Origin of the sequence: Labrys methylaminiphilus subsp. lupini, assembly GCF_051161885.1 — a bacterium.
Classification (GTDB): Bacteria; Pseudomonadota; Alphaproteobacteria; order Rhizobiales; family Labraceae; genus Labrys.
On sequence record NZ_JBMDIH010000002.1, the window covers coordinates 222,454 to 247,085 of the forward strand.

The 24,632-nt window shown below is 63.3% G+C and carries 23 protein-coding genes; 9 read left to right on the forward strand and 14 right to left on the reverse strand.

Features of this window, described 5'->3' with window-relative positions:
* Positions 1-67: 67 nt before the first annotated feature.
* The 3 genes from repB (at position 68) to ACN6KF_RS26700 (ending at position 3,901) form a co-directional block, all read left to right on the forward strand.
* The gene (gene repB, locus ACN6KF_RS26690; protein WP_434959946.1) at positions 68-1,060 is read left to right on the forward strand and encodes a plasmid partitioning protein RepB; all 993 of its coding nucleotides are present in this window, start codon (positions 68-70) and stop codon (positions 1,058-1,060) included.
* Between the two features lie 154 nt (positions 1,061-1,214).
* The gene (repC, locus tag ACN6KF_RS26695; RefSeq protein ID WP_434959947.1) at positions 1,215-2,441 is read left to right on the forward strand and encodes a plasmid replication protein RepC; all 1,227 of its coding nucleotides are present in this window, start codon (positions 1,215-1,217) and stop codon (positions 2,439-2,441) included.
* A gap of 365 nt (positions 2,442-2,806) precedes the next feature.
* A complete protein-coding gene (locus tag ACN6KF_RS26700) occupies positions 2,807-3,901 on the forward strand; it encodes an RHE_PE00001 family protein (protein WP_434959948.1) in 1,095 nt (364 codons plus the stop codon).
* 50 nt (positions 3,902-3,951) lie between these two features.
* Here ACN6KF_RS26700 and ACN6KF_RS26705 read toward each other — a convergent pair whose 3' ends face one another.
* From ACN6KF_RS26705 to ACN6KF_RS26740, 8 genes are all read right to left on the reverse strand, one after another.
* Entirely contained in the window at positions 3,952-4,389 is a 438-nt protein-coding gene (locus tag ACN6KF_RS26705; RefSeq protein WP_434959949.1) for an acyl-CoA thioesterase, read from the reverse strand.
* On the reverse strand, positions 4,382-5,125 hold the full coding sequence (locus ACN6KF_RS26710; RefSeq protein ID WP_434959950.1) for a glutathione S-transferase family protein: 744 nt from the start codon (positions 5,123-5,125) through the stop codon (positions 4,382-4,384). The genes ACN6KF_RS26705 and ACN6KF_RS26710 overlap by 8 nt, the downstream gene beginning before the upstream one ends.
* A gap of 184 nt (positions 5,126-5,309) precedes the next feature.
* Positions 5,310-6,263, reverse strand: coding sequence for a LysR family transcriptional regulator (locus ACN6KF_RS26715; RefSeq protein ID WP_434959951.1), 954 nt, complete (start codon positions 6,261-6,263; stop codon positions 5,310-5,312).
* Between the two features lie 188 nt (positions 6,264-6,451).
* On the reverse strand, positions 6,452-7,621 hold the full coding sequence (argE, locus tag ACN6KF_RS26720) for an acetylornithine deacetylase (RefSeq protein WP_434959952.1): 1,170 nt from the start codon (positions 7,619-7,621) through the stop codon (positions 6,452-6,454).
* 62 nt (positions 7,622-7,683) lie between these two features.
* Complete coding sequence (locus ACN6KF_RS26725; RefSeq protein WP_434959953.1) at positions 7,684-8,361, reverse strand: DUF1028 domain-containing protein; 678 nt, start codon at positions 8,359-8,361, stop codon at positions 7,684-7,686.
* A gap of 11 nt (positions 8,362-8,372) precedes the next feature.
* Positions 8,373-8,792: a RidA family protein gene (locus ACN6KF_RS26730; RefSeq protein ID WP_210249950.1), complete on the reverse strand. Its 420-nt coding sequence runs from the start codon at positions 8,790-8,792 to the stop codon at positions 8,373-8,375.
* Between the two features lie 23 nt (positions 8,793-8,815).
* A complete protein-coding gene (locus ACN6KF_RS26735) occupies positions 8,816-10,270 on the reverse strand; it encodes a 4-hydroxyphenylacetate 3-hydroxylase family protein (RefSeq protein WP_434959954.1) in 1,455 nt (484 codons plus the stop codon).
* A gap of 186 nt (positions 10,271-10,456) precedes the next feature.
* Positions 10,457-11,590 carry a branched-chain amino acid ABC transporter substrate-binding protein gene (locus ACN6KF_RS26740; protein WP_434959955.1) on the reverse strand — a complete coding sequence of 378 codons (1,134 nt, stop codon included), beginning with the start codon at positions 11,588-11,590 and terminating at the stop codon, positions 10,457-10,459.
* A 255-nt stretch (positions 11,591-11,845) separates the two neighbouring features.
* Between ACN6KF_RS26740 and ACN6KF_RS26745 the strand changes: the two genes are divergently transcribed.
* The 5 genes from ACN6KF_RS26745 (at position 11,846) to ACN6KF_RS26765 (ending at position 16,756) form a co-directional block, all read left to right on the forward strand.
* On the forward strand, positions 11,846-12,763 hold the full coding sequence (locus ACN6KF_RS26745) for a branched-chain amino acid ABC transporter permease (RefSeq protein WP_434959956.1): 918 nt from the start codon (positions 11,846-11,848) through the stop codon (positions 12,761-12,763).
* A gap of 3 nt (positions 12,764-12,766) precedes the next feature.
* On the forward strand, positions 12,767-13,954 hold the full coding sequence (locus tag ACN6KF_RS26750; RefSeq protein ID WP_434959957.1) for a branched-chain amino acid ABC transporter permease: 1,188 nt from the start codon (positions 12,767-12,769) through the stop codon (positions 13,952-13,954).
* A complete protein-coding gene (locus tag ACN6KF_RS26755) occupies positions 13,951-14,754 on the forward strand; it encodes an ABC transporter ATP-binding protein (RefSeq protein WP_434959958.1) in 804 nt (267 codons plus the stop codon). Before ACN6KF_RS26750 ends, ACN6KF_RS26755 begins: the two co-directional genes overlap by 4 nt.
* Positions 14,747-15,445, forward strand: a complete 699-nt coding sequence (locus tag ACN6KF_RS26760; RefSeq protein ID WP_434959959.1) for an ABC transporter ATP-binding protein — start codon at positions 14,747-14,749, stop codon at positions 15,443-15,445. The genes ACN6KF_RS26755 and ACN6KF_RS26760 overlap by 8 nt, the downstream gene beginning before the upstream one ends.
* A 150-nt stretch (positions 15,446-15,595) precedes the next feature.
* Positions 15,596-16,756 (forward strand): LysR substrate-binding domain-containing protein, encoded by a 1,161-nt coding sequence (locus ACN6KF_RS26765; RefSeq protein WP_434959960.1) that lies wholly within the window; start codon positions 15,596-15,598, stop codon positions 16,754-16,756.
* 233 nt (positions 16,757-16,989) lie between these two features.
* Here the strand turns inward: ACN6KF_RS26765 and ACN6KF_RS26770 are convergent, their stop codons facing one another.
* The gene (locus ACN6KF_RS26770) at positions 16,990-17,970 is read right to left on the reverse strand and encodes a quinone oxidoreductase family protein (RefSeq protein ID WP_434959961.1); all 981 of its coding nucleotides are present in this window, start codon (positions 17,968-17,970) and stop codon (positions 16,990-16,992) included.
* A gap of 115 nt (positions 17,971-18,085) precedes the next feature.
* On the opposite strand from ACN6KF_RS26770, the gene ACN6KF_RS26775 reads away from it, so the two are divergent.
* Complete coding sequence (locus ACN6KF_RS26775) at positions 18,086-18,967, forward strand: LysR family transcriptional regulator (RefSeq protein ID WP_434959962.1); 882 nt, start codon at positions 18,086-18,088, stop codon at positions 18,965-18,967.
* A gap of 29 nt (positions 18,968-18,996) precedes the next feature.
* Here ACN6KF_RS26775 and ACN6KF_RS26780 read toward each other — a convergent pair whose 3' ends face one another.
* Genes ACN6KF_RS26780 through ACN6KF_RS26800 form a run of 5 tightly spaced genes read right to left on the reverse strand, consistent with a single transcriptional unit; the run spans position 18,997 to position 24,620 of the window.
* Positions 18,997-19,986 (reverse strand): ABC transporter ATP-binding protein, encoded by a 990-nt coding sequence (locus ACN6KF_RS26780; RefSeq protein ID WP_434959963.1) that lies wholly within the window; start codon positions 19,984-19,986, stop codon positions 18,997-18,999.
* A gap of 8 nt (positions 19,987-19,994) precedes the next feature.
* Positions 19,995-20,954 carry an ABC transporter ATP-binding protein gene (locus ACN6KF_RS26785; RefSeq protein ID WP_434959964.1) on the reverse strand — a complete coding sequence of 320 codons (960 nt, stop codon included), beginning with the start codon at positions 20,952-20,954 and terminating at the stop codon, positions 19,995-19,997.
* Complete coding sequence (locus ACN6KF_RS26790) at positions 20,951-21,922, reverse strand: ABC transporter permease (RefSeq protein WP_434959965.1); 972 nt, start codon at positions 21,920-21,922, stop codon at positions 20,951-20,953. The genes ACN6KF_RS26785 and ACN6KF_RS26790 overlap by 4 nt, the downstream gene beginning before the upstream one ends.
* Complete coding sequence (locus ACN6KF_RS26795) at positions 21,922-22,938, reverse strand: ABC transporter permease (RefSeq protein WP_434959966.1); 1,017 nt, start codon at positions 22,936-22,938, stop codon at positions 21,922-21,924. The genes ACN6KF_RS26790 and ACN6KF_RS26795 overlap by 1 nt, the downstream gene beginning before the upstream one ends.
* A 20-nt stretch (positions 22,939-22,958) precedes the next feature.
* Positions 22,959-24,620: an ABC transporter substrate-binding protein gene (locus ACN6KF_RS26800; RefSeq protein ID WP_434959967.1), complete on the reverse strand. Its 1,662-nt coding sequence runs from the start codon at positions 24,618-24,620 to the stop codon at positions 22,959-22,961.
* Positions 24,621-24,632: the final 12 nt, after the last annotated feature.

Consider the following 24,632-nt stretch of genomic DNA (forward strand, 5'->3'; position numbering starts at 1 on the left):
ACAGCCGTGCAGATCGGCAAAAAATCGCATATTTTCAACATGTTGAGCGAAAGCAGGGGAGGGCGCTTTGGCACGCAAGAATCTTCTAGCGAGCATTACCGGCCCCGCTGCGGATCGAACGGCGCATGAAACGCGTTCCGACTACGCTACACGCGGCGCATCGCGCTCCATGATGCTGTCGATCGAGGAACTGGCCGAGAGCGCCAAGCGCCTCACCGCCGGCGAAACCATCGTGGCGCTCGATCCCCATCTTCTCGACGCCTCCTTCGTCTCCGATCGCATCGAGGATGATGAAGAGGAGTTCGCCCTGTTCCGCCAGGGAATCGAAAAGGAGGGGCAGCTTCAGCCCATCCTTGTCCGCCCCCACCCGGACAGCGACGGGCGCTATATGATCGTCTTTGGCCATCGGCGGGCGCGCGCAGCGCGGGAACTCGGCATCAGCGTGCGTGCTGTGGTCAAGAATGTCGAGGAAATCGCCCATATCATCGCGCAAGGCCAGGAAAACACCCGCAGAGCCGATTTGTCCTTCATCGAGAAGGCGTTGTTCGCCGCCAGGCTGCTGGCCATGGGGCAAAGCAAGGACACGGTCAAATCGGCCCTTACCGTCGACGATACGCTGCTGTCGCGCATGCTATCCGTGGCCGAAATCGTGCCTTCGTCAGTTATCGAAGCAATCGGGGCCGCCAAGACGATCGGCCGCGATCGCTGGGAAGATCTCAAGAAGCTCCTTCTTCGGCCTGGTGCCACCAGCCAAGCCGAAGAGCTTCTCGCTTCCGAGGACTTTCGCCATCTCGATACGCCTGCCCGTTTCAACCGGCTGCTGACGCATCTTCAGCATGCACGCAAGCCAGCCCGATCAGCACCGACACCACAATCGGTCGGCAATTGGTCCCCGCAGGACAAACGCGTGGCAGCCAGCTACCGAAACACCGGCAAGGCTTTCAGCCTATCGCTCAAATCGAAGGATGCGGGCGAGTTCGGCCACTACCTTTCGTCGAATCTGGAGGCGCTTTACGAAGCCTTCAGGGAAGCGAAACAACGCAACCAAGCAGGAGATTAACCCCGCAAAAGAAAAAAGCCCCCGAGCGTCGCCGCGCGGAAGCCTTTTCTGTCGTAAGCAAACAGAGAATCTCATTTCCGCGAATCACTGTCAAGCGTTTCAGGCGTCGTACTTCGACGAGCCGATTTCTTTTGCCTGGATAAGGTGAAAGAGAGTGCAGATTCATCGTGCAACGTCGCCCTTTGGGCGGCGAACGCTGTCGCTTGCCCAGATTGCAAGCCAGGCGATCGCCAAGACGCGCCCTACAACGCGCGCATTTCCGAAGTGGGAAATCTACCAGGCACTGTGCACGGCACGGGCGCGTCTCGGTATCTCCGAGCGCGCACTGGCCGTGCTCAATGCGCTGCTGACCTTCCATCCCGAAACCACGCTCTCGGGTGAGGCCATCATCGTCTTTCCTTCCAACGAACAGCTCAGCCGCCGTGCGCACGGCATGCCAGCCTCGACGCTAAGGCGCCATCTCGCTATCCTCGTCGAAGCCGGCCTGATCATCCGGCGCGACAGCCCCAACGGCAAACGCTATGCCCGCCGAGGCCGCGGTGGCAGCATCGAACTCGCCTATGGCTTCGACCTCGCCCCGCTGCTTGCCCGCGCCGACGAGTTCATTCGGCTCGCCACACAGGTGGAGGACGCCGCCCGATCCCTCAAACTCGCACGCGAACGCATTACCATCTGCCGGCGCGACATCTCCAAGATGATTGCCGTTGCACAGCGCGAACTCATGGCGGAGAACCCAGCGGAGGAGCAGAGCCAAATCTGGCTCGACCTGCACGCCCTCTATCGCGATCTCATCGAAGGCATGCCGCGGCGCGCCACGCTCGAACAGCTCGAAATGCTGGCAGACCAGCTCTCCACGCTCGCCGACGACATCCTCAACCGATTGGAATTACAGATCAAAACTGCACAAGTGAGCACCATTGAGTCCAGCAATGAGCGCCACATACAGAAATCAAATCCAGAATCCCTTCTTGATTCTGAACCGGTAACCCCAGCTAGGCTCGATGCGGAGCCGACACCTGCAAGCCGCACCGCAGCGCTCAGTAGCAGCTACACGCTCGGTACTGTCCTGCAAGCCTGTCCCGGCATCCTCGATTATACCCGCAACGGTATCGCCAATTGGCGTGATTTCCTCAGCGCCACAACCTTGGCCCGCTCCATCCTGCGTATCAGTCCGAGCGCCTGGGAGGAGGCGCAAACTGTGATGGGCGAGGCACAGGCCGCCGTCATCATCGCCTGCATTGTGCAGAGAGCCGCCAACATCAACTCAGCCGGTGGCTATTTGCGCAGCCTCACTCGCAAGGCGGAAGCCGGACAATTATCGCTCGGGCCCATCCTGATGGCGCAAATCCACACACGTGAACCACAAAAGCCAGGGGCCTAGATGGGTGCCAAAATCTCAACGGGACTGACGATGTCCACTCCAAAAAAAACGGCCGGAAAACCGGCCGTTGCTTGGATAGGCATCCAAGAAGTTTCTCTTGGGAGGAAACCCCAGGAACCCATCGACCCACCGGGGAAGATTGGGGACGCGTTCCCGACTATTCGGATATGGAGAAGGGCAACTCTCGGTTCAAGGCCGGATGGTGTTAAATATCGGCAAGGTTGGAATCGACGCCCCTTGAGTGACGAAGGCTAAAAATTACGCTTCCCGATGTGGCGGAAGCTAGAGCTGTGTTAGGTTCCGTTATTTGATTTTTCATTAGGGTTATCAGGACTTTGAAAATAGCTGGTATAGAGCTCGACAAGTTGCCCTGGAGCGAAATCGCGGTCCCGCTCGCGATCGCCGAGGACAGGCTCGCACGGCTTGATGAAAGGTTACGCACCAGCTCCATCCGGGAAGGCTGGATCGCGCGCACCCACTTCTATGACGCGGCCGGCAGCCTGTGGCTCGATGGCGAACTGGTTCATCTCGAGGACCTCGTACTGCATGACGCCGCGATGGACGCTCGCACGCCGACCCATGAGCTGACGCGTGCCCACACCGTGTTACGGGCCCGACGACGCATTGCTTCCGCACCTGCCGATTGGGCTCTCACGCAGGAAGGGCTGGCGGGTCTTTTAGGCAGGGAGTTGCCCACCCAAAGCGGATCGGCCCCCACTTCTTGGGAACCCGGCGACCAAAAGCATCGGGAAAGGGACCCTGCGTTCGTCGAGCCCGATGAATCGGCAGCAGACCAGGCCTGGGCCGCCGAGCTCGCCGCAATCGATGCCATCGTCTCTCGATCAGCGGCAGTGCTGGCCGGAGAGGCCGCATCGCCCTCCAATCGCAAACCGGACATCGATGATGCCGACTGGAACGAGGAAGCCCGCCTCGAGGAATGGCGCGACGATATCCAGCGCCTGGACAATCTGCCGCCGGTACTGGCCGCGGCGGCGGCGATCATCGCCTGGGAGAACATCGAACCCTTGCAGTCCGCGGCTTGGCTGGGGCGCGTGTTGGCGGCTGCGATCCTCCGGGCCCGGGACAAGGCTCGCGCCCATCTGCCCTGCCTGTGCGTGGGATTGCGCGCTTTACCGCGCGAGACCCGATTTGCTCGTGGCACCGGGCCGCGCCTCCTGACATTCATTGAAGCCATTGCGGCCGCCGCTGAACAAGGACTGAAGGATCACGACCGCTGGATCCTGGCTCGGCACCAGCTCGAACGCCATTTGGCCGGCCGCCGCTCCACGTCGAAATTGCCGGCCTTGATCGAGCTGATGCTGACAACCCCGCTCGCCTCGGCACAGCTCATTGCCAAGCGGCTCGATATCACGCCACGAGCGGCCCAGGATCTCATCGCGGAACTGGGCGTGCGAGAGATCACCGGACGAGGGCGCTATCGGGCCTGGGCGATCATCTAGGCGTGGTCAGCAGCCATTTATCGGCTGCAACCGCAAAGTGCCTGAGTTCCCTAAAACGATCGAGACCGAGGAGTACCCAGCTCTTGCAGGCGTTTGACGGCATCTTCAGAAAGAGGGCGCGAGCGACGGGTACTGTTATCGATGAGCACCACGACACTTTGTCCCTGAGCGACACAGACCCCATTCTGGAACACCGCCTGATCGAGCGTGATCGAACTGCGGCCGATAGTGCTGACCTTCGTTCCGATTTCCACCGTACCGGGCCACAGCACCTCGGCCCGGAAGTCGATGACGACACGGGCCAGCACGAAGGAGCTTTCGGCGTCCGCCACGGGGGAGGCAAGATCATGAAGAAGCTCGACCCGGCCTGTTTCCAGGAAGGTGGCAAAGACCGCATTGTTCACATGGGCCTGCCGGTCCGTATCACCATAGCGCAGCTTGTCTGTGGTCATGAAGTCGTAGTCCGCCGGAACTGGCAGGTCAGGCATTGGGCAACTCCGGATTGGCCTTGTGGTGAGGAGCCTGGCGCGCGAGGCCGTCGAAGAGGTCGAGCAGGCGCTCGCGCCAGGCGTAGATCGTATCGTCAGCCGCCAGGAACTCGATAGCACTGGTGCAGCGGGCCCACATGAACATGCCGAAGACGCAATAGTCGGCATAATTGGGCTGCTTGCCCCCGAGATAGGCCTGTCCGCCTAGTAAATGGCGCAGGGGCGTGAGCGTGTGACGCAGCCGTTCGAGATGGACCTGCTGGTCCTGGACGACCTGCTCCAAGGTCTTTCCGAACCGCTGTTCCCGGGTCGCGCGGAAATAATCCCGGTCTTTCTGGTCGAGGACATTGTAGATGTCGAGCAGGATCAGGCGGGAGACAGCGGGCAGCAAGGCCGTATCGGCCCAGCTATTGACGAAACGCGTCACGGTAGCTGCTTGCGGCGCGCCGAAGAGGGCAGGGCTGTTGGCAAAGCGCTCTTCGAGGTGAAGTGCGATACGCCAGGAATCGGAGACGACATGGGCGCCGTCGATGAGGACGGGCACCAGCCCCTGACCAGAAAAGGCAATGGCCTCCTTGTCGGTGAAACGCCATGGCCGCCGGTCGGCCTGAAGACCCTTATGGGCCAGGGCCATGCGGATCTTCCAGCAATGCGGGCTGAAGCGAAGCTGCGGGTCGGATCCGGCGAGTTCGTAGAGAATGAGTCTTGGCTCGTTGGCAGGTCTTGGCTCGTTCATGCCATCTCCCATGCACAAGATTGCATCCAGTCGTTTCGGGACGAGCCGGACAGGCGTCGGCGGAGAATCAGGATCGATTACACCCAGAGATAAGCGCGTTCATGATTGAACGCTCGTCTGCTCCAACGTCGCATTTAGACGCGTCTTTGCGATTCTAGGTGATTCCGTCAAATCGCAAAACGCTTCAGTCGGCTATAACATGGGACGGCCCTGAATCGGTTCCGCGCATGCCCGGAATATGATCGACCGTGATGACCTCGCGGCAATGGGCTTCGAAGGCGTCGACGATGCGCGGACGTCGCATGTCCTTGAGGCAGGCCAGCCCCATCACCATCGGGGCCGTATTGCCTTCAAGTTCGATATAGGCGAGGGGGCGGCCATTTTCCGCCATCATATTCACCGGCCGCACCGTCAGCATGGAAAAGCCGAGGCCCGCACCGACATAGGACCGCAGGGTCGAGGGGCTGGCCGTCTCGGCGACGATCCGCGGGGTGATGCTGCGCTGCTCGAACATCGACAGGAAATATTGGCGGCTGAGGGGAAGGTCGAGCAGGATGAAGGGTTCGTCCGCCAGTTCCTCCAGCCTCACGCTCGAGCGTGAGGCAAAACGGTGGTCGGCTGCCAGCAGCACATAGGAGGGCATCTCCGCCAAAGGCTGGAAGCTCATATCCGGCGTCAGGTTGAGCTGATAGGTCAGCGCGATGTCGATCCGGGCCGAGCGCAGGCCCTCCAGCAACTCGGCCTCACTTCCCTCCGTCACCACCATTTGCGCGTCAGGATATTTCGACACGAAGCCGCTCCAGAGCTCGGGCATGATCAGGGAGGAGAAGGTGCGGAACGAGCCGACATTGATGGGGCCCGACACGATCGAGCCTGCGGCATTGGCAACATCGTAGAGTTCATAGGCGGCGCGCAAGGACTCTTTGGCAGCCCTGAGCAGGCGTTTGCCCGGCGTGGTCAGCGACAGGCCCTGGGCATGCTGGCGCACGAAGATCTGCACGCCCAATTCGGTCTCCAGATGCGAGATCGCCGCCGATACCGAGGGCTGGGAGATGTTCACCAGCTCTGCCGCCCGGGTGACGCTGCCGGTCTCGCCGGCGGCGACGAAATAGCTCAATTGCCGCAAGGTAAAACGCATGGGTTGCTCCTCACGCGGCCTGCAATGGCATGGACACCAGTTCTGCAGGTCCTGGATCGCGATTATACTGCCTGACAAAATTCCCTGTTCGGCGCGGCAGGTCAAAGCGGCAACTGGCCGCTCGGAAGGGGAGGCGATAGCCGTTGATCCCGCTCCGCTCGCATGCTGCTCCGGAAACTGGACTAGGATCAAAGACCGACGGCAAGGCGATCAACCAGCGCGGCGAGCATGGCATCGCAACGGCCGAGTTGATCGGCGCTGACATATTCGTCCGGCTTGTGGCCTTGTGTCATGAAGCCGGGGCCGCACACCGCCGTCGCCAGGCCGAGCCTGTCCTGGAACAGCCCCCCCTCCGTGCCGAAGGCCACCTTGAAGGCTGGCTCCCGGCTTTGCGTGATCAGGCGCAGCAGTGCCACCACCGGTGAATCCATGGGAGTTTCCAGCCCCGGATAGGCATTGACCTCGTCGATCGCGATGGCCGCTTCCGGAAAGGCGGGACGCAGGGGGGCGACGATCGCCTCGGCGTCGCCCTTCAGATTGGCGATGATGGCCTGGGGGTCATCGCCAGCGACATTGCGGATCTCGAATTCGATCTCGCAGCATTCGGGCACGATGTTAAGGGCTTGGCCCCCGCGCATACGCCCGGCATGGAGGGTGGTGTAGGGGATTTCATACTGATCGTCGCGCCTGCCGGTCTCGGCGAGGTCGCGCTGGCGCGCCCGCAGCCTGCCGAGGAAATCCGCGCCCAGATGCAGGGCGTTGAGCGCCGTCGGCGCCAGGGCCGAATGGCCGGCGCGGCCGGTGCAGCAGGCTCGCAAAGCCACTTTGCCCTTGTGCCCGGTCGCAATGCGCATGCCGGTCGGCTCGCCGACGATGCACAAAGCAGGGCGGATCGGGCTGGTCGCCAGCCGCTCGATCAGGCTGCGCACGCCGACACAGCCGATTTCCTCGTCATAGGAAAAGGCAAGATGAAGCGGCGTTTTGAGATCCCGCCTGGCCGCATAGAGGGCAGCGGCGAGGGCGGCCGCCACGAAACCCTTCATGTCGGCGGTGCCCCGCCCGTAATAGCGGCCGTCTTGTTCATGCAGCCTGAATGGATCCGTGCTCCAGGCCTGGCCTTCGACCGGCACCACGTCGGTATGGCCGGAGAGGACGACCCCGCTGCCGGTGGCGGGACCGATGGTCGCGAGCAGATTGGCCCGGGTGCCGTCCGGGCTCTCGACGAGGTCCCAGCCGACGCCGGCCCGGTCGAGCAGGCCGGTCACATAGCCGATCAGGTCGCGGTTGGGTTGCCGGCTGAGGGTCGCAAAACCGATCAGGCGCGCGAGAATGTCCAGAGTCGTCGGTTCGGCTGCCATGCTGTCATCGCCAAATGCAGGAGGCCCGGTCCTGTGGACCGAGCCCCGATCATCATATCCGGTCAGAGATCGCCCGGTACGCCATAGCTCGGCGCCCGGCTCGGGTCGAGGGCCCGCGAGACATAGGCTTCCATCTCACCCTTCCAGCGCTGCCAAAGCTGGTCGAGGTCTTCGATCGGATCGCCCTCGCTCCAGTCGACCCTGAGGTCGGCGACCGGCCAGGCGACGTCCCGCACCAGCAGCATGCCGATCGAATGCACCGGCCCTTCTTCGCCGCCTGCCTTCACGGCGGCACGCATCGCGCCGATCAGGCGATCGCCGAGCGAATGCTCTGCCATCTCATTGAAAGCGGCGACCATGGCGACCGGCACCTCCGGCGACGATAACAGGTTGCCGGCCGCAGCGACTCCGGATCCTTCGACCACCCGATGGGTACCGAGCGTTCGGCTGCCCGAGAAGGAGGCGGTACGGCCTTGGCTGTCGACCAAAGCGAGCTGGCGAAACTCGAGATGCGGCGCATTCGCCTTGAGCCGCTCGAGCGCCTCCGCAGCCGACAGTCCCTCCGCCATCAGATCGAGGCCCTTCGGCCCGAGCCGGGGATCGGTGATGTTCTGCGTGGCGACGACGCCGACGCCGGCCCGCGCATGGGCGCAGCGGGCGGCGACACAGGGCGAGGAGGAGGACACGGCAATGCCGAACATGCCGGTCCGGGCGCAGTGTGCCGAGATCGAGAAGGTCATCGGGCTCTCCCTCAGGCGGCGTCGGGGATGACGGCCGTCACCTCGATCTCGACCACCCATTCCGGCCGCGCCAGGGCAGGCACCACAAGGCCGGTCGAGCAGGGATGGACGCCCTTGAACCACTCGCCCATCTCCAAATAAACGGCCTCGCGATAGCGGATATCGGTCAGATACACCACGATGCGGCAGATATGGGCCATTTCGCTGCCGGCCTCCTCCAGCAGCATCTTGATGTTTTCCATGGACTTGCGGGCCTGGGCCCGGGGATCGCCGACATGCAGGCTCTCGCGGGTGTCGAGGTCCTGGGAGACCTGGCCGCGCAGGAACACCATGGTGCCGCGGGCGACCACGCCCTGGCTGAGATCGGTGTTGAGCTTCTGCTCGGGATAAGTGTCCTTGGTGTTGAAGGGACGAAGACGCTTGTGGATCATGATTGGGTACTCCGGGTGCCGAATTAGCGCTGGGCGGTGAGGATGCGGTCCGACAGGCCGGCGGATTTCTTGGTGAAGCGCAGGGCGTCGTTCCAGTCGAAATTGCGGTAGACGGCACCGAGATGGGCGAAGGGTGGCGACTGGGCGAAGAGCTGGAAGGTGAGCCGGTGGCCGGCATAGTCGGAGTTCAGCAGGTCACGGGCAAAAGCCAGCAGCTTGCGCCGGTCGTTGCTGTCCCAGTTCTCGTTGAGCGTGTAGTACTTCTTCAGCCAGACGCCGGCTTCCTCGTCGGCGAAGCTGGCGGCATCGGGCGTGACGCAGATCTGGCCGCCGCAGAGCTCGCGGGCGATATGCATCATGTGGTGGAGCTGCGAGCAGGCATGCACGCGCCCCGTCATCAAGAGAGACTGGTTGGGCATCATCAGGCCGCCCGGGCTCTTTTCGGCATTGGTGATCGAGGCGGTCAGATGTGCGTTGATGCCCTCGCGGTAGCAGGCGAGCGTCGCCAGCTTTTCCTGGACCGCCTGCTGGTTTTCCAGGCCGGTCTGGCGCACGTTCCACAGGGCCGCGCCGATCAGCATGTCGGCGAGCTTGAGATTGCGCTGCACGAAGGCGAAGGCCGAATAGCGATGCAGCGTGGCGCGGATGAAGGCGGCCGCCTTGGTGTGCTGGTAGAACAGCACGTTTTCCCAGGGGATCAGCACATTGTCGTAGATGACGAGGCAGTCGACCTCATCGAAGCGATTGGCGAGCGGATAGTCCTCGGCCGGGGCCCGGCCGGCAAAGCCGGTGCGGGCGATGAAGCTCAGATTGGGGGAAGAGAAGTCGCATACGAAGCCGACGGCATAGTCGGACAGTTCCGAATTGCCCCAATTGGCGATGGTCGGCTTGGTGAAGGCTTGGTTGGCATAGGCTGCCGCGGTCTCGTATTTGGCCCCGCGCACCACGATGCCGGCATCGGTCTCCTTGACGACATGCAGAAGCATGTCCGGATCCTGGTCCTGTGGCCGCTTGGAACGGTCGCCCTTGGGATCGGTGTTGGCCGAGACGTGGAAGGGGTCCCGGTCGACGACGCGCTGGATGTGGTTGCGGATATTGACGGAGAAGCGCGGGTCGACCTCGTTCAGGATGTCCTGGCCGTCATAGAGCGACCACATCTCGCCGGCCGTCTCGTCGCCGACGCGGGTGACGACCCCGCCGACATCCTCCAGGACGGTGTCGGTAGCCAGGCGTTTGGCGTGCCAATCGCTTTGGCTGTGGGGCAGCTTGAGGCCGATGGAATAGCGCTCGCCGTTTTCCTCATAGCTGAGGATGTCGCGGGTGGCGTCCTCATGCGCGAGGTCGTAGATGCGCGCGCGGATGTCGACCAGCGGCTTGAATTGGGGGTGGGCGGTGACGTCTTTGACGCGCTCGCCATTGATCCAGATACGCCGGCCGTCCCGGATCGAATCCCTGTATTGCTGCCCCGTTCTGAGCATCGTCTTTCCTTCGAAGTTTTCTGCGACATGAAGGCATGTCGCGAGGTGTGCGGCGGGTGAGGCCCGCTTTGCTTGGGCGCCTCGTTGAAGGCGCGAACCGTCGATCAGGGCAGGCAGGGCTCGCCCCGTGATGCGGCAGGTTGGTGGTGCCGGCCATTGCGGCCGACACCGGTGAGCGACAGCCGGTTAATTGGTCTTGGTGGTCCAGGCGCCGTCCTTGACGACCTTGATCTCGATCTCGACCGGGATCTGGGTCTGGCCGTGATCGTCGAACGAGGTAGTTCCCAGCACGCCGTCATGCTTGATCGAGCGGATGGCCTGCGCCAACTTGGCCTTGTCCTCGATGCCGTTGTCGGCGATCACCTTCAGGAGGATCTGCGTCGCCTCATAGGCATATTTGGTGTAAGGGCTGGGCGCCTCGGCGTAGTTCTGGGCCTTGTAGTCGGCCTCCATCTTGGTCAGGGCAGGGTTCGACTGGGAAGCCGGATAGCTCACCATGGTGCCCTCGGCGGCCTTGCCGGCAACCGCGATGAATTCGGGGTCGTAGAAGCCGGAGATGCCGATCATCGGCGAGGTCAGGCCGAGTTCGGCCATCTGCTTGCGCAGGATGCCGGCCTCGGTGATGACGCCGCCAAAATAGATGGCATCCGGCGCCTCGCCCTTGATGCGGGTGAGGATGGTGCGAAAATCCGTGGTGCCGACAGGCAGCAGGTCGGTCGAGGAGGTCTGGCCGCCGGCATCGCCGAAGAACTTCTTGAAGACATCGGCATTGGAGACGCCATAGTCGGAGGTATCGGCCACGATGGCGATCTTCTTGGCGCCCAGCGTCTTGAAGGCCCAGTCCGCCAGCGGCTTGTTCTCGGCCACGAGCGTGGGCGTGACGCGGGTGATCTCGGCCAGGTTCTGCTCGGTGATCTTCGGGCCGATGGCGCCCCACACGATCATCGGCATCTCGAAGCGATGGAAGACCGGGATGGTGGCGAGCGCCACAGGGCTGTTCCAATGGCCCGTGGCCGCCACCACCGCTGAATCGTTAGCCAGCTTCATGGCGGCCGACACGCCGGTCTGCGGGTCGGACGCATCATCGAGCGCCACGCCTTCGACCGTATAGGGATAATTGCCCTCATTGGCCTGCTTGATGGCGAGCAGGAAGCCATTGCGGGCGCCCAGGCCCTGGGGCGCGTTGCCACCGCTGAGCGGGCCGAGGAAGCCGAGCTTGATGGTGTCCTTGGCGAAGGCCAGCGTCGGCAGTGACGCCATGGCGGTCGCCAGCAGCACACTGCCGAGAAGGCGGCGCCGGCGTGCGTTGAAGATGGTCATGTCTATTCCCTTGCTCGATGGTACGCCGGACCACGGGTGGGATGCCTGGACTTGTCTTCTTGTTTGAGAGTCCGTGGCCGGTCGGCTTTGTCCGAGGACGAAGGCAAGGGTGCGAAGTTTTTGCGAAAGCGAGAAGTCGCAATTTTTGAAGCACTGCCTCAGAAATGCCTAAGCAGCGCCGGCTTTCATCGCTGCCCCGCCTATGCCTAGAAAAGAAGACCGGACACTCGGCAAACGAGGCGGGAGGGGAATTCTATGGATGCGCTGCTCGCGCAATATCTGCTCAACTGGTTGGTGTTGGCCAGTATCTATGCCTTGGTGGCCTTGGGGTTCAGCCTGCTGTTCGGCGTGCTCAATGTCATCCATTTCTCGCATGGTGACGTCTCGATCACCGCGCCCTTCGTCGCCCTGGCGATGATCCAGATCCTGACCGGCGGCATGCTGGGCTTCGATACTGTGCCGGCCGCCCTGATTGCCTGCCTGATCGCGATCGCCTTTGTCGGCCTGCTCGGCGTGCTGCTCGACTGGCTGGTGATCCGCCGCTTTCGCAACGCCCCGGCCATGATGGCCCTGGTCGCCACCGTGGCGCTCGGCACCGTGGTGCGCGAGCTAATCCGCACTTTCTATCCGCAAGGCAGCAACCCCAAGCCGTTTCCCGCTTTGGTGACGGGCGAAATCTCGCTCTTTGGCCTGACGGTACCGGCCTTCAGTCTCACCGTGATCGTCCTCTGCATCGCGATGGTGGCGGTCCTGTTTGCCCTGATGCGGCATACGCCGCTTGGCATGCGCATCCGGGCCGTCGCCGAAGACCGCAACACGGCGCGCCTGATGGCGATCAATCCGAGCCGGATGTTCGCCGCCACCTTCCTGCTCGCCTCGGCGGTCGGCGCTATCGGTGGCCTGTTCTATGCCAGCCATGCCGGCGTGGTGCGCTTCGATTTCGGCATCCAGCTCGGCCTGATCGGCTTTTCGGCGGCCGTGATCGGGGGCCTCGGCTCGATGCAGGGCGCCATCCTCGGCAGTCTCCTGATCGCCGGCATCGAGATGCTGGCGCAGGCTTTGCTGGCGGATGGAGCCTCCTATCGCCTGGTGTGCATTTTCGTCCTGGTGATCTGCGTGCTGGTGTTCAAACCCTCGGGCCTGCTCGGCAAGCCTGTCTTCGAGAAGGTGTGAGCCATGGCCGCCACCACGCATAATCTATCGCAGGCGCGCGCCGGCACTTCCTTCGGCGCCTTGGTCACCGTTCTCGGCGTCGAACTCATCGGGGCCGTTCTGCTCGGCACCTTGCTCCTGGCCGAACGGACCTCGATCATCGTCGCCCTGTTGGCGTTGCTCGGGGCCGGCTTCGCCGCCCTGCAGCTCAGGCCGCAGATCGAGGAGCATATCATCGCGGCCTTCCGGCGCTATCGCACCAGCGCCACTGTCCTCGGCATCGCCATCGTCCTGGCGTTTCCCTTCTTCATGCAGGGCAGCAGCTACGCGCTGCATCTGCTCATCGTGGCCCAGCTTTATTCGGTGCTGGCACTCGCCCTCAATTTCCAGCTCGGCAGCGCCAATATTCCGAACTTCGCAACGGGCGCCTCCTATGGCATTGGTGCCTATACTTCGGCGCTGCTGGCGATCAATTTCGGCATTTCCTTCTGGCTGACCCTGCCGATCTCGGCGGTGGTGGCGACCTTGTTCGGCTTTGCGCTCGGCTTCCCCTCCATGCGGACCAAGGAAAGCTACCTTGCCTTAGTAACCATCGCCTTCGGCATCGTCGTCCAGCAATTGCTCAACAACCTGTCGTGGACAGGAGGGCCCAACGGCCTAGTCGGCATTCCCGCGCCGACCTTCTTCGGGCATTCCTTCATCAAGCCCCTCTATGTCTTCGGCTACAAGCTGCCGAGCCAGGCCAATTTCTACTATCTCTCGGCGGCGCTGGTGGGTCTTGCCATCCTCTCGGCGGGACGCCTCCACCACAGCCGGGTGGGCCTGGCCTGGAATGCCTTGAGGGCCGACCCGCTCGCGGCGCGCTGCCAGGGCATCAACGTGGTCTGGTACAAGATCCTGGCCTTCGGCGTCGATGCCTTCCTCGCCGCCTTCGCCGGCACCGTCTACGCCTTCTATGTGAGCTACATTTCGCCCGACAATTTCACCTTCGTGGTGTCGGTCACCATCATGACCATGGTGATCGTGGGCGGCATGGACAACACGCTCGGCGTGATCATCGGTGCCTTCCTGCTGACGCTGCTGCCTGAAAAGCTCAGGGTGTTCTCCGACTACCGCCTGCTCTTCGTCAGCATCATCGTGATCGCCTTCCTGATCCTGCGGCCCCAGGGCCTCTTCCCGCAGCGCGCGCGCAACTATGGGGGCCAGCCATGAGGGAGCCGGTCATAAACCAGACGCTTCTGGAGACCCGGGACCTGACCATCAAATTCGGCGGGCTGACGGCGGTGGACGGGGTCGACCTCCGGCTCGATCGCTCGGAGATCCTGTGCATCATCGGGCCAAACGGGGCGGGCAAGTCCACCTTGTTCAACGTCATCACCGGCATCTACCGGCCCTCCAAGGGCACGGTGGCGCTGGAAGGACGCGACATTACCGGCAACCCCGCCCACCGCATCGCAGCCGCCGGCATCACCCGTACCTTCCAGTCGAGCCGGCTGTTCAACGACCTGACGCTGGTCGACAATGTGGTGATCGGCATGCATTGCCGCACCCGCACAGGCGTGCTCACGGCGCTGCTGCGTCCGGGCAAGGCACGCGCCGAACTCGACGAGGCTGCCGAGCGCGCGGGCGAATTGATCCGCTCCATCTCGCCCGACCTCTACGAACGGCGCCATACCTTGGCAGGCACGCTGCCCCAGGCCGACCGCCGCCGCCTGGAAATTGCCCGAGCGCTTGCTTCCGACCCGAAGGTGATCCTGCTCGACGAGCCTTCCTCGGGCATGGACGATCGCGACACCGATGCCTTGATGGCAAGCATCCGCTCCGTGATGGCCCGGCGAGCCGGCCTGTCCTTCCTGATCATCGAACACGACATGCGTCTGGTGAGGGCGCTGCCCGACCGGGTTGCCGTCATCGATTACGGCCGGAAGATCGCCGACGGCGACTTCCAGGAGGTGCGGCAGCTGCCGCGCGTCCAGCAGGCTTATCTCGGACACAAGGCCGGTCATGCTTGAACTCAAATCCGTCTCGACCAGCTATGGGCCGGTGCCTATGCTCCGCAATGTCTCGCTTCAGGTGAACAGGGGTGAACTCGTCTGCCTGCTCGGGCCGAACGGTGCCGGCAAGAGCACGACCTTCAATGCCATCTGCGGCCTCCTCAAGCTCGACACGGGCTCGATCGGCATCCTGGGCAAGGACGTGGCCGCGGTTGGCACCGAAAGGCTGGCGTCGCTGGGAGTCGGCTTCGTCCCCGAAGGGCGCCGACTCTTCCCGACCCTCAATGTGCGCGAGAATCTCAAGCTCGCCTTCGACGCTGCCAGATGCCGGGTACCGTTCGGGGACAGGCTGGAGGCGATGGCCGGCCTGTTTCCACGCATTCGCGAGAGGTTGACGCAGGGAGCGGGGACGATGTCGGGCGGCGAACAGGCCATGGTGGCCCTGGCCCGCGCCTTGATCGGCGATCCGCAACTGGTTGTGATGGACGAGCCCTCGCTCGGCCTCTCGCCGAAGCTCATCGACGAATATTTTGACATCGTCGGGCGCATCCGCGACCAGGGCAAGACCGTATTGCTGGTCGAGCAGAATGCCGAGACCGCGCTGTCGATCGCCGATCGCGGCTATCTGCTGGTGCGCGGCCAGATCGCAGCGAGCGGTACCAGCAAGGACCTGCTCGCCAACGACACGGTACATCACCTCTATCTCTAGATCGGCTTTGACCAGTCCGGATCGTCGTGCTGCGGCTTTTCCGAACCCGTGCAGCGGAATTCCATATTTTCCAGCGCCGACGATTTCCGGAAGGATCGATCGGCGGAAGGCCGGGGTGACACCGGCTTCAAGACCAACAGGAGAGCGCGGATGGGCGTGGAGATCGATCCAAAGGTGCGCGAGAAATTCCTCGGCGGCATGAGCCAGGCCGCCTGCACCGTGAACGTGGTCTCCACCGACGGGCCGGCCGGCCGGGCAGGGGTGACCGTCTCGGCCATGGCCTCCGTCTCGGCGGATACGGATCTGCCCACCATGCTGGTCTGCGTCCACCATCTCAGCCCGGCGGCGGCCAAGATCGTCGAGAACGGCGTTTTGTGCGTCAACGTCCTGCGGGACGACCAGTCCTATATCTCGGATGTCTTCGCTGGCCGTTTTCGCGACGAGATCGGCGACAAGTTCGAATGCACCGAATGGGTGACCGCATCGACCGGCGCGCCGCGCATCGCCGATCCCTTGGTGGCGTTCGACTGCAAGCTCTTATCGAGCGAGAAGGTCGGCACGCACCACATCTTCTTGTGCGAAGTGCGCGATATCCATCTCTCCCGCCACGGTTCGCCGCTGATCTATGCCAATCGTTCCTATGGTTCGTCGAACCGGATCGAAGGGGCGAGTTCGCTGCGCGCGGGGCTGGCGGGCGAGACAGCCCGGTTGGTGATTGGCTGCTTCCACACGTTCGGGCCCTATCTCATGCCCTCGCTTATCCGCGAGATGGGCGGCATCGGCGTCAAGCTGATCGAAGGCGATCATCGGCGCCTGCGCGAAAGCCTGCTGGCGGGCGAGAGCGAACTGGCGCTGCTTTATGATTTCGACCTGGGCGGCGAGTTCGAAAAGCTATCCTTGGGCGAGTTGACACCCTATGTCCTGCTCTCAGCCAATCATCCGCTCTGCCATCAGAGCGAGGTGGCGCCCGAGGATCTCGCCGCCGAGCCGATGATCCTGCTCGATGCCCCGCCCAGCCGGGACTATTTCACCGGCATTCTGGAAGACGCCGGCATCAAGCCGCTGATCGCCTATCGCTCGATCTCCTTCGAGATGGTGCGCGGCATGGTGGCCCATGGCCTGGGCTATTCGATCCTGGCGACCAAGCCGGCCTCGGACATGAGCTATGACGGGCTCAATCTGGTGACCCGCCCTCTGACCGGCAAGCACCGCGAGAACCGCATCGTGCTGGCCCATCGTGCCGAGCGCGAGCTTTCGCCTGCGGCCCGGCATTTCGCCGATCTGTGCGCGAAGCGTTTTGCAAAGCGGTGAGATAGGACGAAAGGCGCGACGCCGGTGGTCCTTCGCCCCGTTTTCGGGGAGAAGGAACGATGAGGGGCTGCGCGACCTTACAGATTGAACGCTTGCTGCTGTCCCTTAGCTCTATCCCGGTCCATTCCAAAAGGAATGGACGATACCCGTAAACGGGGAGAGGCGGCACAAGCATCGTGCTTACCTGCTGGATTGATCATCTCGCTCTACCGTCATTTTAAAACGTTGCCTTCCTACGGCGTGATCAGGATGGCCCCGACGACCTGGCGGGCCTCGGCGGCTTCATGCGCCATGGCGATCTCATCGAGCGAGAAGCGTTGCCCGATATCCACGCTCACATGCCCCTTGGCGACTGCATCGAAGAAATCGGCCGCGTTGGCACGGAAGCTGGCGCTGTCGGCATTGTGGGCGAAGATCGACGGGCGGGTGATGAACAGACCGCCCTTCTTGTTGAGAAGGTCGAGGTCGATAGCGGGGGCCGGGCCGGAGGCCGCGCCATAAGAGACGACCAGCCCGAAGGGAGCGGCGCAGTCGAGCGATTTGATCAGCGTATCCTTGCCGACGGCGTCATAGACCACGCGGGCCTTGCGGCCGCCGGTCACCTGGAGGAAGGCCTCGGGCCAGGCGGGATCGTTGAGATCGATCACCGCCTGGCATCCGGCGGCGAGCGCGGCCTCGCGCTTGCTGGGCGAGCCGGTGGTACCGATGACGGTCGCCCCCAGTGCCGTCGCCCATCGCGTGAGGATCTGGCCGACACCCCCGGCAGCCGAGTGGACCAGCAGGAGATCGCCCGGCTGGACTGCGTAAGTCTTGCGCAGCAGATATTGCGCCGTCATGCCTTTGAAGAACAAGGTCGCGGCCGCCTGGTCGCTGACCGAGGGAGGCAGGATCGCCAGCTTGTCGGCCGGGACATTGCGCCGATCCGCATAGGCACCCAGGCCCGCATTGATATAAGCAACCCTGTCGCCGGCCTTGAGGTCGCTGACGCCGGGGCCGACCGCCTCCACCACGCCGGCAGCCTCGAAGCCGAGCCCGCTCGGCAATTGCAGCGGATAGATACCCTTGCGCTGGTAGATGTCGATAAAATTGAAGCCGATCGCCGTGTGCCTGACCTGAACCTCGGCGGCGCCGGGCGCGGGCAGATCCCGCGTCTCGAGCTTCATCACGGTGGGCGCGCCATATTCGCTGACGACGACTCTGCGTTGGACGGACATGAACGGTATCTCCTGAGTGGACGGTATTGCGGTATCGCCGTCCTTTATGATCTCACTTCATTTTGTGATAAATGGGGAGTCGATCGCTAGACTTGAAACGAATGATTTCAAATTAATGGACCGCTTCACCAGCATGGGCGTGTTCGCCAAGGCCGTGGAGGCGGGGTCCTTCTCGGCGGCCGGCAACGCGCTGTCGATGTCCTCGCAGATGGTGGGCAAGCATGTGCGCCTGCTGGAGGATCACCTCGGCGTCAAGCTGATCAACCGCACGACCCGGCGCCAAAGCGTCACCGAGATCGGGCGCAGCTATTACGAGCGGGTTCGCACCATCCTGGCCGAGGTCGAGGCGGCCGAAGTGCTGGCTGCCGAGACACGCGGCACCCCGCGCGGTCAGATCCGGGTGAACGCCCCGGTGACCTTCGGCGCGCATGAACTCGCCAATGCCCTGCCGGACTATCTGGCTGCCCATCCCGAAGTCGATGTCGAGCTCACACTGTCCGATCGCGTCGTCGACCTCATCGACGAAGGGTATGACGCCGTGTTCCGCGTCGGCCCTCTTGCCGATTCGAGCCTGATAGCCCGGCCACTGCGGCCCATGACGTTCACCGTCTGCGCGGCGCCGGCCTATCTTGCGGCGCATGGCCATCCCGAAAAGCCGGCCGACCTCGATAAGCATGAGAGCCTCGGCTTCATGCATGGAAATACGCGTGACCAATGGCGTTTTGCCGGTCCCGAAGGCTTGGAGACGGTCGAGCTGTCCTATCGCTTCCTAGCCAATAATGGCCAGGCCCTGCTCACGGCCGCATTGGCCGGCCTCGGCATCATGCTCCAGCCGGCGTCCCTGGTGCGGAGCGACATCGAAGCCGGACGCTTGATCCGGCTGCTGGAGGGCTACGAGCCCCCATCTCGGGTCATGAACATCCTCTATGCTCCGGACCGCCGCATCACCCCGAAGCTGCGCTCTTTCGTCGACTTCGCCATCGCCCGTTTCGGCTGAGGGCAGCACAAATCCTTGTGCATCTTGCTTTAAGACGCGATCGGGAAGTGGCACGCGACCTTGCGACCGGGGCTGTAGTCCCGCATCTGCGGGCGCTCCGAACGGCACAGGTCCTGGGCGACCGGGCATCTGGGGTGAAAGCGGCAGCCCGGCGGCGGGTTGAGCGGGCTTGGCACATCGCCGGTGAGGATGATGCGCTTGCGCGTTCCGCTCGGCGTGGTCTCCACGATGGGAACCGCCGAAATCAGGGCCTGGCTATAGGGATGGGCCGGCGTGGCGAATACCTCTTCGGCCGGACCTTCCTCGACGATGGAACCCAGATACATCACCGCGATGCGGGTCGAGACCTGGCGGACGACAGAGAGGTCATGGGCGATGAAGATATAGGTGAGGTTCAGCTTCTCCTGCAGGTCGGCGAGCAGGTTGACGATCTGTGCCTGCACCGAGACGTCGAGCGCCGAGACCGGCTCGTCCAGAACCACCAGGTCCGGATTGAGCGCGATGGCGCGGGCAATGCCGACGCGCTGGCGCTGGCCGCCGGAGAACTCGTGCGGATAGCGCATGACGTGATCCGGCAGCAGCCCGACGAGATCGAACAGCTCAGCCACGCGCTTGGCGATCTGCGCCGACGACAGTTTGGTGTGGATGCGCAGCGGCTCCGCCACCAGATCGCCGACGCGCCGCCGCGGGTTGAGCGAAGCCGATGGATCCTGGAACACCATCTGGAGCCGGCGCCTCAGCGGCCTGAGCTTGGCCAGCGACGTGCCGGTAATGTCTTCGCCTTCGAAGATGAGCTGGCCCTCGGAGATGTCGTAGAGCCGGACCAGGCAGCGAGCCAGCGTGGACTTGCCGCAACCCGATTCGCCGACGAGCCCGACGGTTTCCCCGTGTCCCACCGTCAGGGAAACATTGTCGACCGCATGGACTGTGCGCTTGCCCTCGGCGGAAAAGCGGTTGCCGATCGAGAAGCGCTTGCCGAGCGCGCGCGTTTCGAGGATCGGCCGATTTTTTTCGATCATCTGTCCGCTCATGCTTGCGCCACCCGGAAGCAGGCGGCGGCGTGGGTGCCGCTGCCGAGGCTGGGCTTGTCCATCAGGCAGGGTTCGTAGCGCGCCGGGCAGCGCGGACCGAAGGCGCAGCCCTCAGGCAGCCTGAGCAGCGAAGGCGGTGAGCCGGGAATGGCCGGCAGGCGGCGCGGCTTCTCGCCGGTCAAAGGCGGGATCGAACCCAGGAGCGCCCGCGTATAGGGGTGCCGCGGATCGGAGAATAATTCCGCCCGGCTGCCGCGCTCCACCACCCGTCCCGCATACATGACCATGACCCGGTCGGCGAGTTCGGAGACCACGCCCATGTCGTGCGTGATGAAGACGACGGCCGAATTATGGGTCGAGCGCAGCTTGCGCACGAGATCGAGGATGCCGGCCTGCACGGTGACGTCGAGCGCCGTGGTGGGCTCGTCCGCCACCAGCAGGGCCGGGTCGCAGGACAAAGCCATGGCGATCACAGCCCGCTGGCGCATGCCGCCGGAAAGCTGGTGGGGATAGCGCGACATCGCCTCGCGCGGATTGGGGAAATTCACCTCCGCCAGCAATTCCTCCACGCGCTCGAGCGCCTTGGCCTTGCTGATTTTGCGATGCGCCTGGATCTGCTCGGCGATCTGCCAGCCGATGGTGTAGACCGGCGTCAGCGCCGTCATCGGATCCTGGAAGATCATGGCGATCTCGTTGCCGCGCAGGCGCCGGAGTTCGCGCGCGGGCAGGCCCACCAGTTCGCGGCCCTTGTAGCGGATCGAGCCTTCGATCCTCGCGTTGGGATCGGTGATCAGGCCCATCACCGCCAGCAGCGACACGGTCTTGCCGGAGCCGGATTCGCCGACGACGCCGAGGATCTCGCCTTCGGCGAGGTCGAAGGAAACCCCGTCGATGGCGCGCACCAGGCCGTCATCGGTGCGGAAGGAAACCCGAAGATCGCGTACGGACAGCATCATGACGTCCTCACGCGCGGATCGAGGAGAATATAGACGAAATCGACCACGGCGTTGGCCACGACCACGAACATGGAGGCATACATCACGGTTGCCATGATCATCGGCAAATCGAGGTTCTGCAGGGCGTCATAGGTGAGCTTGCCGATGCCATGCAGGCCGAACACCACCTCCGTCAGCAAAGCGGAGCCTCCCACCAGCGCGCCGAAATCGAGTCCGAACAGGGTGATGAAGGCAATCAGCGAGGTCCTGAGCGCATGGCGCAGCAGGATGCGCGTTTCCGACAGGCCCTTGGCGCGAGCCGTGCGGATGTAGTCCTCCTGCAGGGATTCGATGATCGCCGCCCGCAGCACGCGCCCGTAGATGCCGATATAGAGCACGGCGAGCGTGACCCAGGGGATGACCAAAGTGAGGAACCAGCCCTTGGGATCGTCGAAGAAATTCTTGTAGCCGAGCGGCGGCACCCAGCCGAACAGCCAGGTGTCGTGATAGCGGCTCTGGGTGATCAGGTTCATCACCTCGCCCAGCCAGTAGACCGGCATGGAAATGCCGATCAGCCCCGCCGCCATCAGGAGCCTGTCGATCCAGCTGTCACGCGTGGCGGCGGCGATCATGCCGATGATGACGGAGACCACGACCCACAGGATCGCTGCCCCGAACACCAGCGAGAGCGTGACCGGGATGGAGTCCAGCACCGCCGGCACCACCTTCCAGCCGCGATTGACGAAGGAGGTCAGGTCGCCGGTGACGAAGATTTTCTTCATCATCAGGCCGTACTGGACATAGAGCGGCTGGTCGAAACCGAAATTGTGGCGCACGGCCTCCAGCACCTCGGGTGAGGCGTTGCGGCCGGCGATGCGAGCCGCCGGATCGGCACCGGGCGTGGCGAAGAAGATCAGGAAGACGATGACCGAGATGCCGAACATCACGAACAGCATCTGGCCGAAGCGGCGCAGGATGGCATAGATCATCAGTCGCGCCCCAGTCGAACTTTGGAACGCGGGTCGAGCGCGTCGCGCAGGCCATCGCCGAAGACGTTGAGCGCCATCACCGAAAGGGCGATCGCGATGCCCGGCGCCAGCGCCACCATGGGGCGCGTATAGAGCAGCGCCTGCCCGTCCTGGATGATGGTGCCCCAGCTCGCGGCGGGCGGCTGCACGCCGATCGACAGGAAGGACAGTGCCGATTCGGTCAGCATGTTCAGCGCCATCATCAGCGGCACGAAGACGATCAGGGTGGTGGTGATGTTGGGCAGGATGTCACGCCACAGGATACGCCGTCCCGGCACGCCCAGATTGATGGCGGCGAGCACGAATTCACTTTTGCGCAGCGACAGCACCTGCCCGCGAATGGGGCGCGCCACATAGGGCACATAGACGATACCGATGATGATGATCGGCAGCCACAGACTGCCGGATTCGATCACGATCGGCCCGATCGAAATGCCCTGCGCGATGGTGACGATGGAAAGTGAAATTGCCAGCAGATAGATCGGAAACGCCCAGAGGACGTCGAGGAAGCGCGACAGGATCGTGTCGACGATGCCGCCGAAATAGCCGGCGATCAGGCCCGCGGCCGTGCCGAAGATCAGCGTGAAGATGGTGGCGGCCCCCGCGATCATCAGCGAAGAGAGGCCGCCATAGAGCATCCGGGCCATGACGTCGCGCCCCTGGCTGTCGGCGCCGAGGAAATAATTGCCGAGCCGCCAGGTCGGGCCGAGCGGCGTGTAGCCGAGCCCGAGCCCCTCTGTCGACTGCTCCATCACCGGTACCTCGGCGCCATCGATCTGAATGACGGCGTCGAGCGTGGAGGCGAACGGATCGACCCCGGCCCAGCGCGCATAGAGCGGTGCGCTGAGACAGGCAGCCACGATCAGCAGGAACAGCCCCAGGGATGCCATGGCCGCCTTGTTGCGTCTCAGCTTCACGAAAGCGAGGGCCCAGGGCCCTCGCGATCGGCGTGGCATGGCGACGACGTCATTCGCCACGGAGGTTTCCTCGAAGTGTGTCACTGAACCCAGGCCTGCGTGACCATCCAGTTGAACTGCGGGTTGAACTTGAAATTGCCGACGCGCTTGCTGACGAAGTCGAGGCGCTTGGGCGTGAAGAGGCCGACGGCCGGCGCCTTGTCGGTGATCTGCCTGTCGATCTCGGCCCACATCTTGTCGGCAGCCTTCTGGTCGGTGACACCCAGGTCCAGCGCCTTCTGCATCTTGGCGTCGATCTCCTTGTCGCAGAAACCGGAGATGTTGATCGAGGCATCCGAGCCCTCACGGAAGGAGGCGCAGCCGAACAGGATGTTCAGGAAGTCCGAAGCCGCCGGATAATCCTTGTACCATTGGCTGACCGACATCTGCACCTTGTTGTTGGTGTTCTGGATGTAGGTGAACTGGATGTTGGTCGAGATCGGCTTGACGTCCGCGACATAGCCGATGCTGGTCAGCACGCTCTGCAGATAGACGCCGATGGAGCGCGAAATGGCAGTGTCCTCGACGATGATGGTGACCTTCTGGCCCTTGGTGCCGGATTCCTCGACGAGCTGTTTGGCCTTGTCGAGATCGGTGGCCGACCATTTAGCGCCGGGATTCTTGGTGAAGGGGCAATAGTCTTCATGGCCGGGGAAATCCGGCGGCAGGACCTGGCAGACCGGCGTGGCCAGCACCTTGCCGCCGAACAGCTTGACCAGTGTGTTGCGGTCGATCGCAAAGGCCACGGCCTGGCGGGCTTTCTCATTGTCGAAGGGAGCCAAGCGGGTGTTGAGCGGGGCGTACCACCATGCCGAAAGCGGCGAGATATGGAGCTGATCCTTGAATTTGGTGCCGAGTTCGCCGAGACGATCACTCGGCAGCGGATCGAACATCCAGTCCGCTTCCCCGTTCTGGATCGCGGTGACGGCGGCTTCCTCGGACAGGCCGAAATCATACTGCACCGCGTCGGGATAGCCGTCCGGCTGGGCCTGCTCGCTCCATTGCTTGAAATGGGGATTGCGCGAGAGCGTCATGCCCTTGTTGGGGTCGAAAGCCGAGATCATGTAGGGGCCGGTGCTGGGGATGGGCCGGGAGCCCATGTCTTCGGCCGGCGTATCCGCAGGCAGGATCACCGCATGCGGCAGAGCGAGCTTGTAGAGGAGCTCGGCATCCGGCTTGGTGAGATTGATGGTGATCGTGCCGGCGGCCTCGTCGGCGACGATGCCGCCTTCCAGCGTGCAGCTCTTGGTATCGGCCAGGCATTTGTCGGCCCCGACGATGCCTGCATAGAAGGTGCCGGAGGTCGGGCCGGAAATCTTGAAGATGCGCTGGAAGGAGGCGACGACATCCTTCACGCCGAGATCCTGTCCGTTCGAGAACTTGATGCCCTTGCGCAGCTTGAAGGCGAAGGTCTTGCCCTCATTGCTGACCGCGGGCAGGGCCTCGGCCAGATCCGGCACGACCTCGAAGCCGTCCTTGCCTTCCGCCTTGCGGAAGATGACGAGCCCGTCATAAACAGGCTGGTACATCTGCCAGCCCTGGTCGGTGTAGTTGATATGCGGATCGAGGGTTCCGGCTGCGGAGCGGGCCAGCAGACGGATGGTGCCGCCGCGATGTTCCTTGAGATATTCGGCCTGTGCCGGCGCCAGCCAGGAGCCGGCCAGCAAGGCCGTGGCTGCAACAGCCAAAAGCAGTCTCTTCATTGTCGATCCCCT

Coding starts and splice junctions, on each gene's coding strand:
- ACN6KF_RS26705 (WP_434959949.1), bottom strand. CDS start 4,389: ATGCCTGACCTGCCAGTTCCGGCGGACTACGACTTCATGACCACAGAC.
- ACN6KF_RS26710 (WP_434959950.1), bottom strand. CDS start 5,125: ATGAACGAGCCAAGACCTGCCAACGAGCCAAGACTCATTCTCTACGAA.
- ACN6KF_RS26715 (WP_434959951.1), bottom strand. CDS start 6,263: ATGCGTTTTACCTTGCGGCAATTGAGCTATTTCGTCGCCGCCGGCGAG.
- argE (WP_434959952.1), bottom strand. CDS start 7,621: ATGGCAGCCGAACCGACGACTCTGGACATTCTCGCGCGCCTGATCGGT.
- ACN6KF_RS26725 (WP_434959953.1), bottom strand. CDS start 8,361: ATGACCTTCTCGATCTCGGCACACTGCGCCCGGACCGGCATGTTCGGC.
- ACN6KF_RS26730 (WP_210249950.1), bottom strand. CDS start 8,792: ATGATCCACAAGCGTCTTCGTCCCTTCAACACCAAGGACACTTATCCC.
- ACN6KF_RS26735 (WP_434959954.1), bottom strand. CDS start 10,270: ATGCTCAGAACGGGGCAGCAATACAGGGATTCGATCCGGGACGGCCGG.
- ACN6KF_RS26740 (WP_434959955.1), bottom strand. CDS start 11,590: ATGACCATCTTCAACGCACGCCGGCGCCGCCTTCTCGGCAGTGTGCTG.
- ACN6KF_RS26745 (WP_434959956.1), top strand. CDS start 11,846: ATGGATGCGCTGCTCGCGCAATATCTGCTCAACTGGTTGGTGTTGGCC.
- ACN6KF_RS26750 (WP_434959957.1), top strand. CDS start 12,767: ATGGCCGCCACCACGCATAATCTATCGCAGGCGCGCGCCGGCACTTCC.
- ACN6KF_RS26755 (WP_434959958.1), top strand. CDS start 13,951: ATGAGGGAGCCGGTCATAAACCAGACGCTTCTGGAGACCCGGGACCTG.
- ACN6KF_RS26760 (WP_434959959.1), top strand. CDS start 14,747: ATGCTTGAACTCAAATCCGTCTCGACCAGCTATGGGCCGGTGCCTATG.
- ACN6KF_RS26765 (WP_434959960.1), top strand. CDS start 15,596: ATGGGCGTGGAGATCGATCCAAAGGTGCGCGAGAAATTCCTCGGCGGC.
- ACN6KF_RS26770 (WP_434959961.1), bottom strand. CDS start 17,970: ATGTCCGTCCAACGCAGAGTCGTCGTCAGCGAATATGGCGCGCCCACC.
- ACN6KF_RS26775 (WP_434959962.1), top strand. CDS start 18,086: ATGGACCGCTTCACCAGCATGGGCGTGTTCGCCAAGGCCGTGGAGGCG.
- ACN6KF_RS26780 (WP_434959963.1), bottom strand. CDS start 19,986: ATGATCGAAAAAAATCGGCCGATCCTCGAAACGCGCGCGCTCGGCAAG.
- ACN6KF_RS26785 (WP_434959964.1), bottom strand. CDS start 20,954: ATGATGCTGTCCGTACGCGATCTTCGGGTTTCCTTCCGCACCGATGAC.
- ACN6KF_RS26790 (WP_434959965.1), bottom strand. CDS start 21,922: ATGATCTATGCCATCCTGCGCCGCTTCGGCCAGATGCTGTTCGTGATG.
- ACN6KF_RS26800 (WP_434959967.1), bottom strand. CDS start 24,620: ATGAAGAGACTGCTTTTGGCTGTTGCAGCCACGGCCTTGCTGGCCGGC.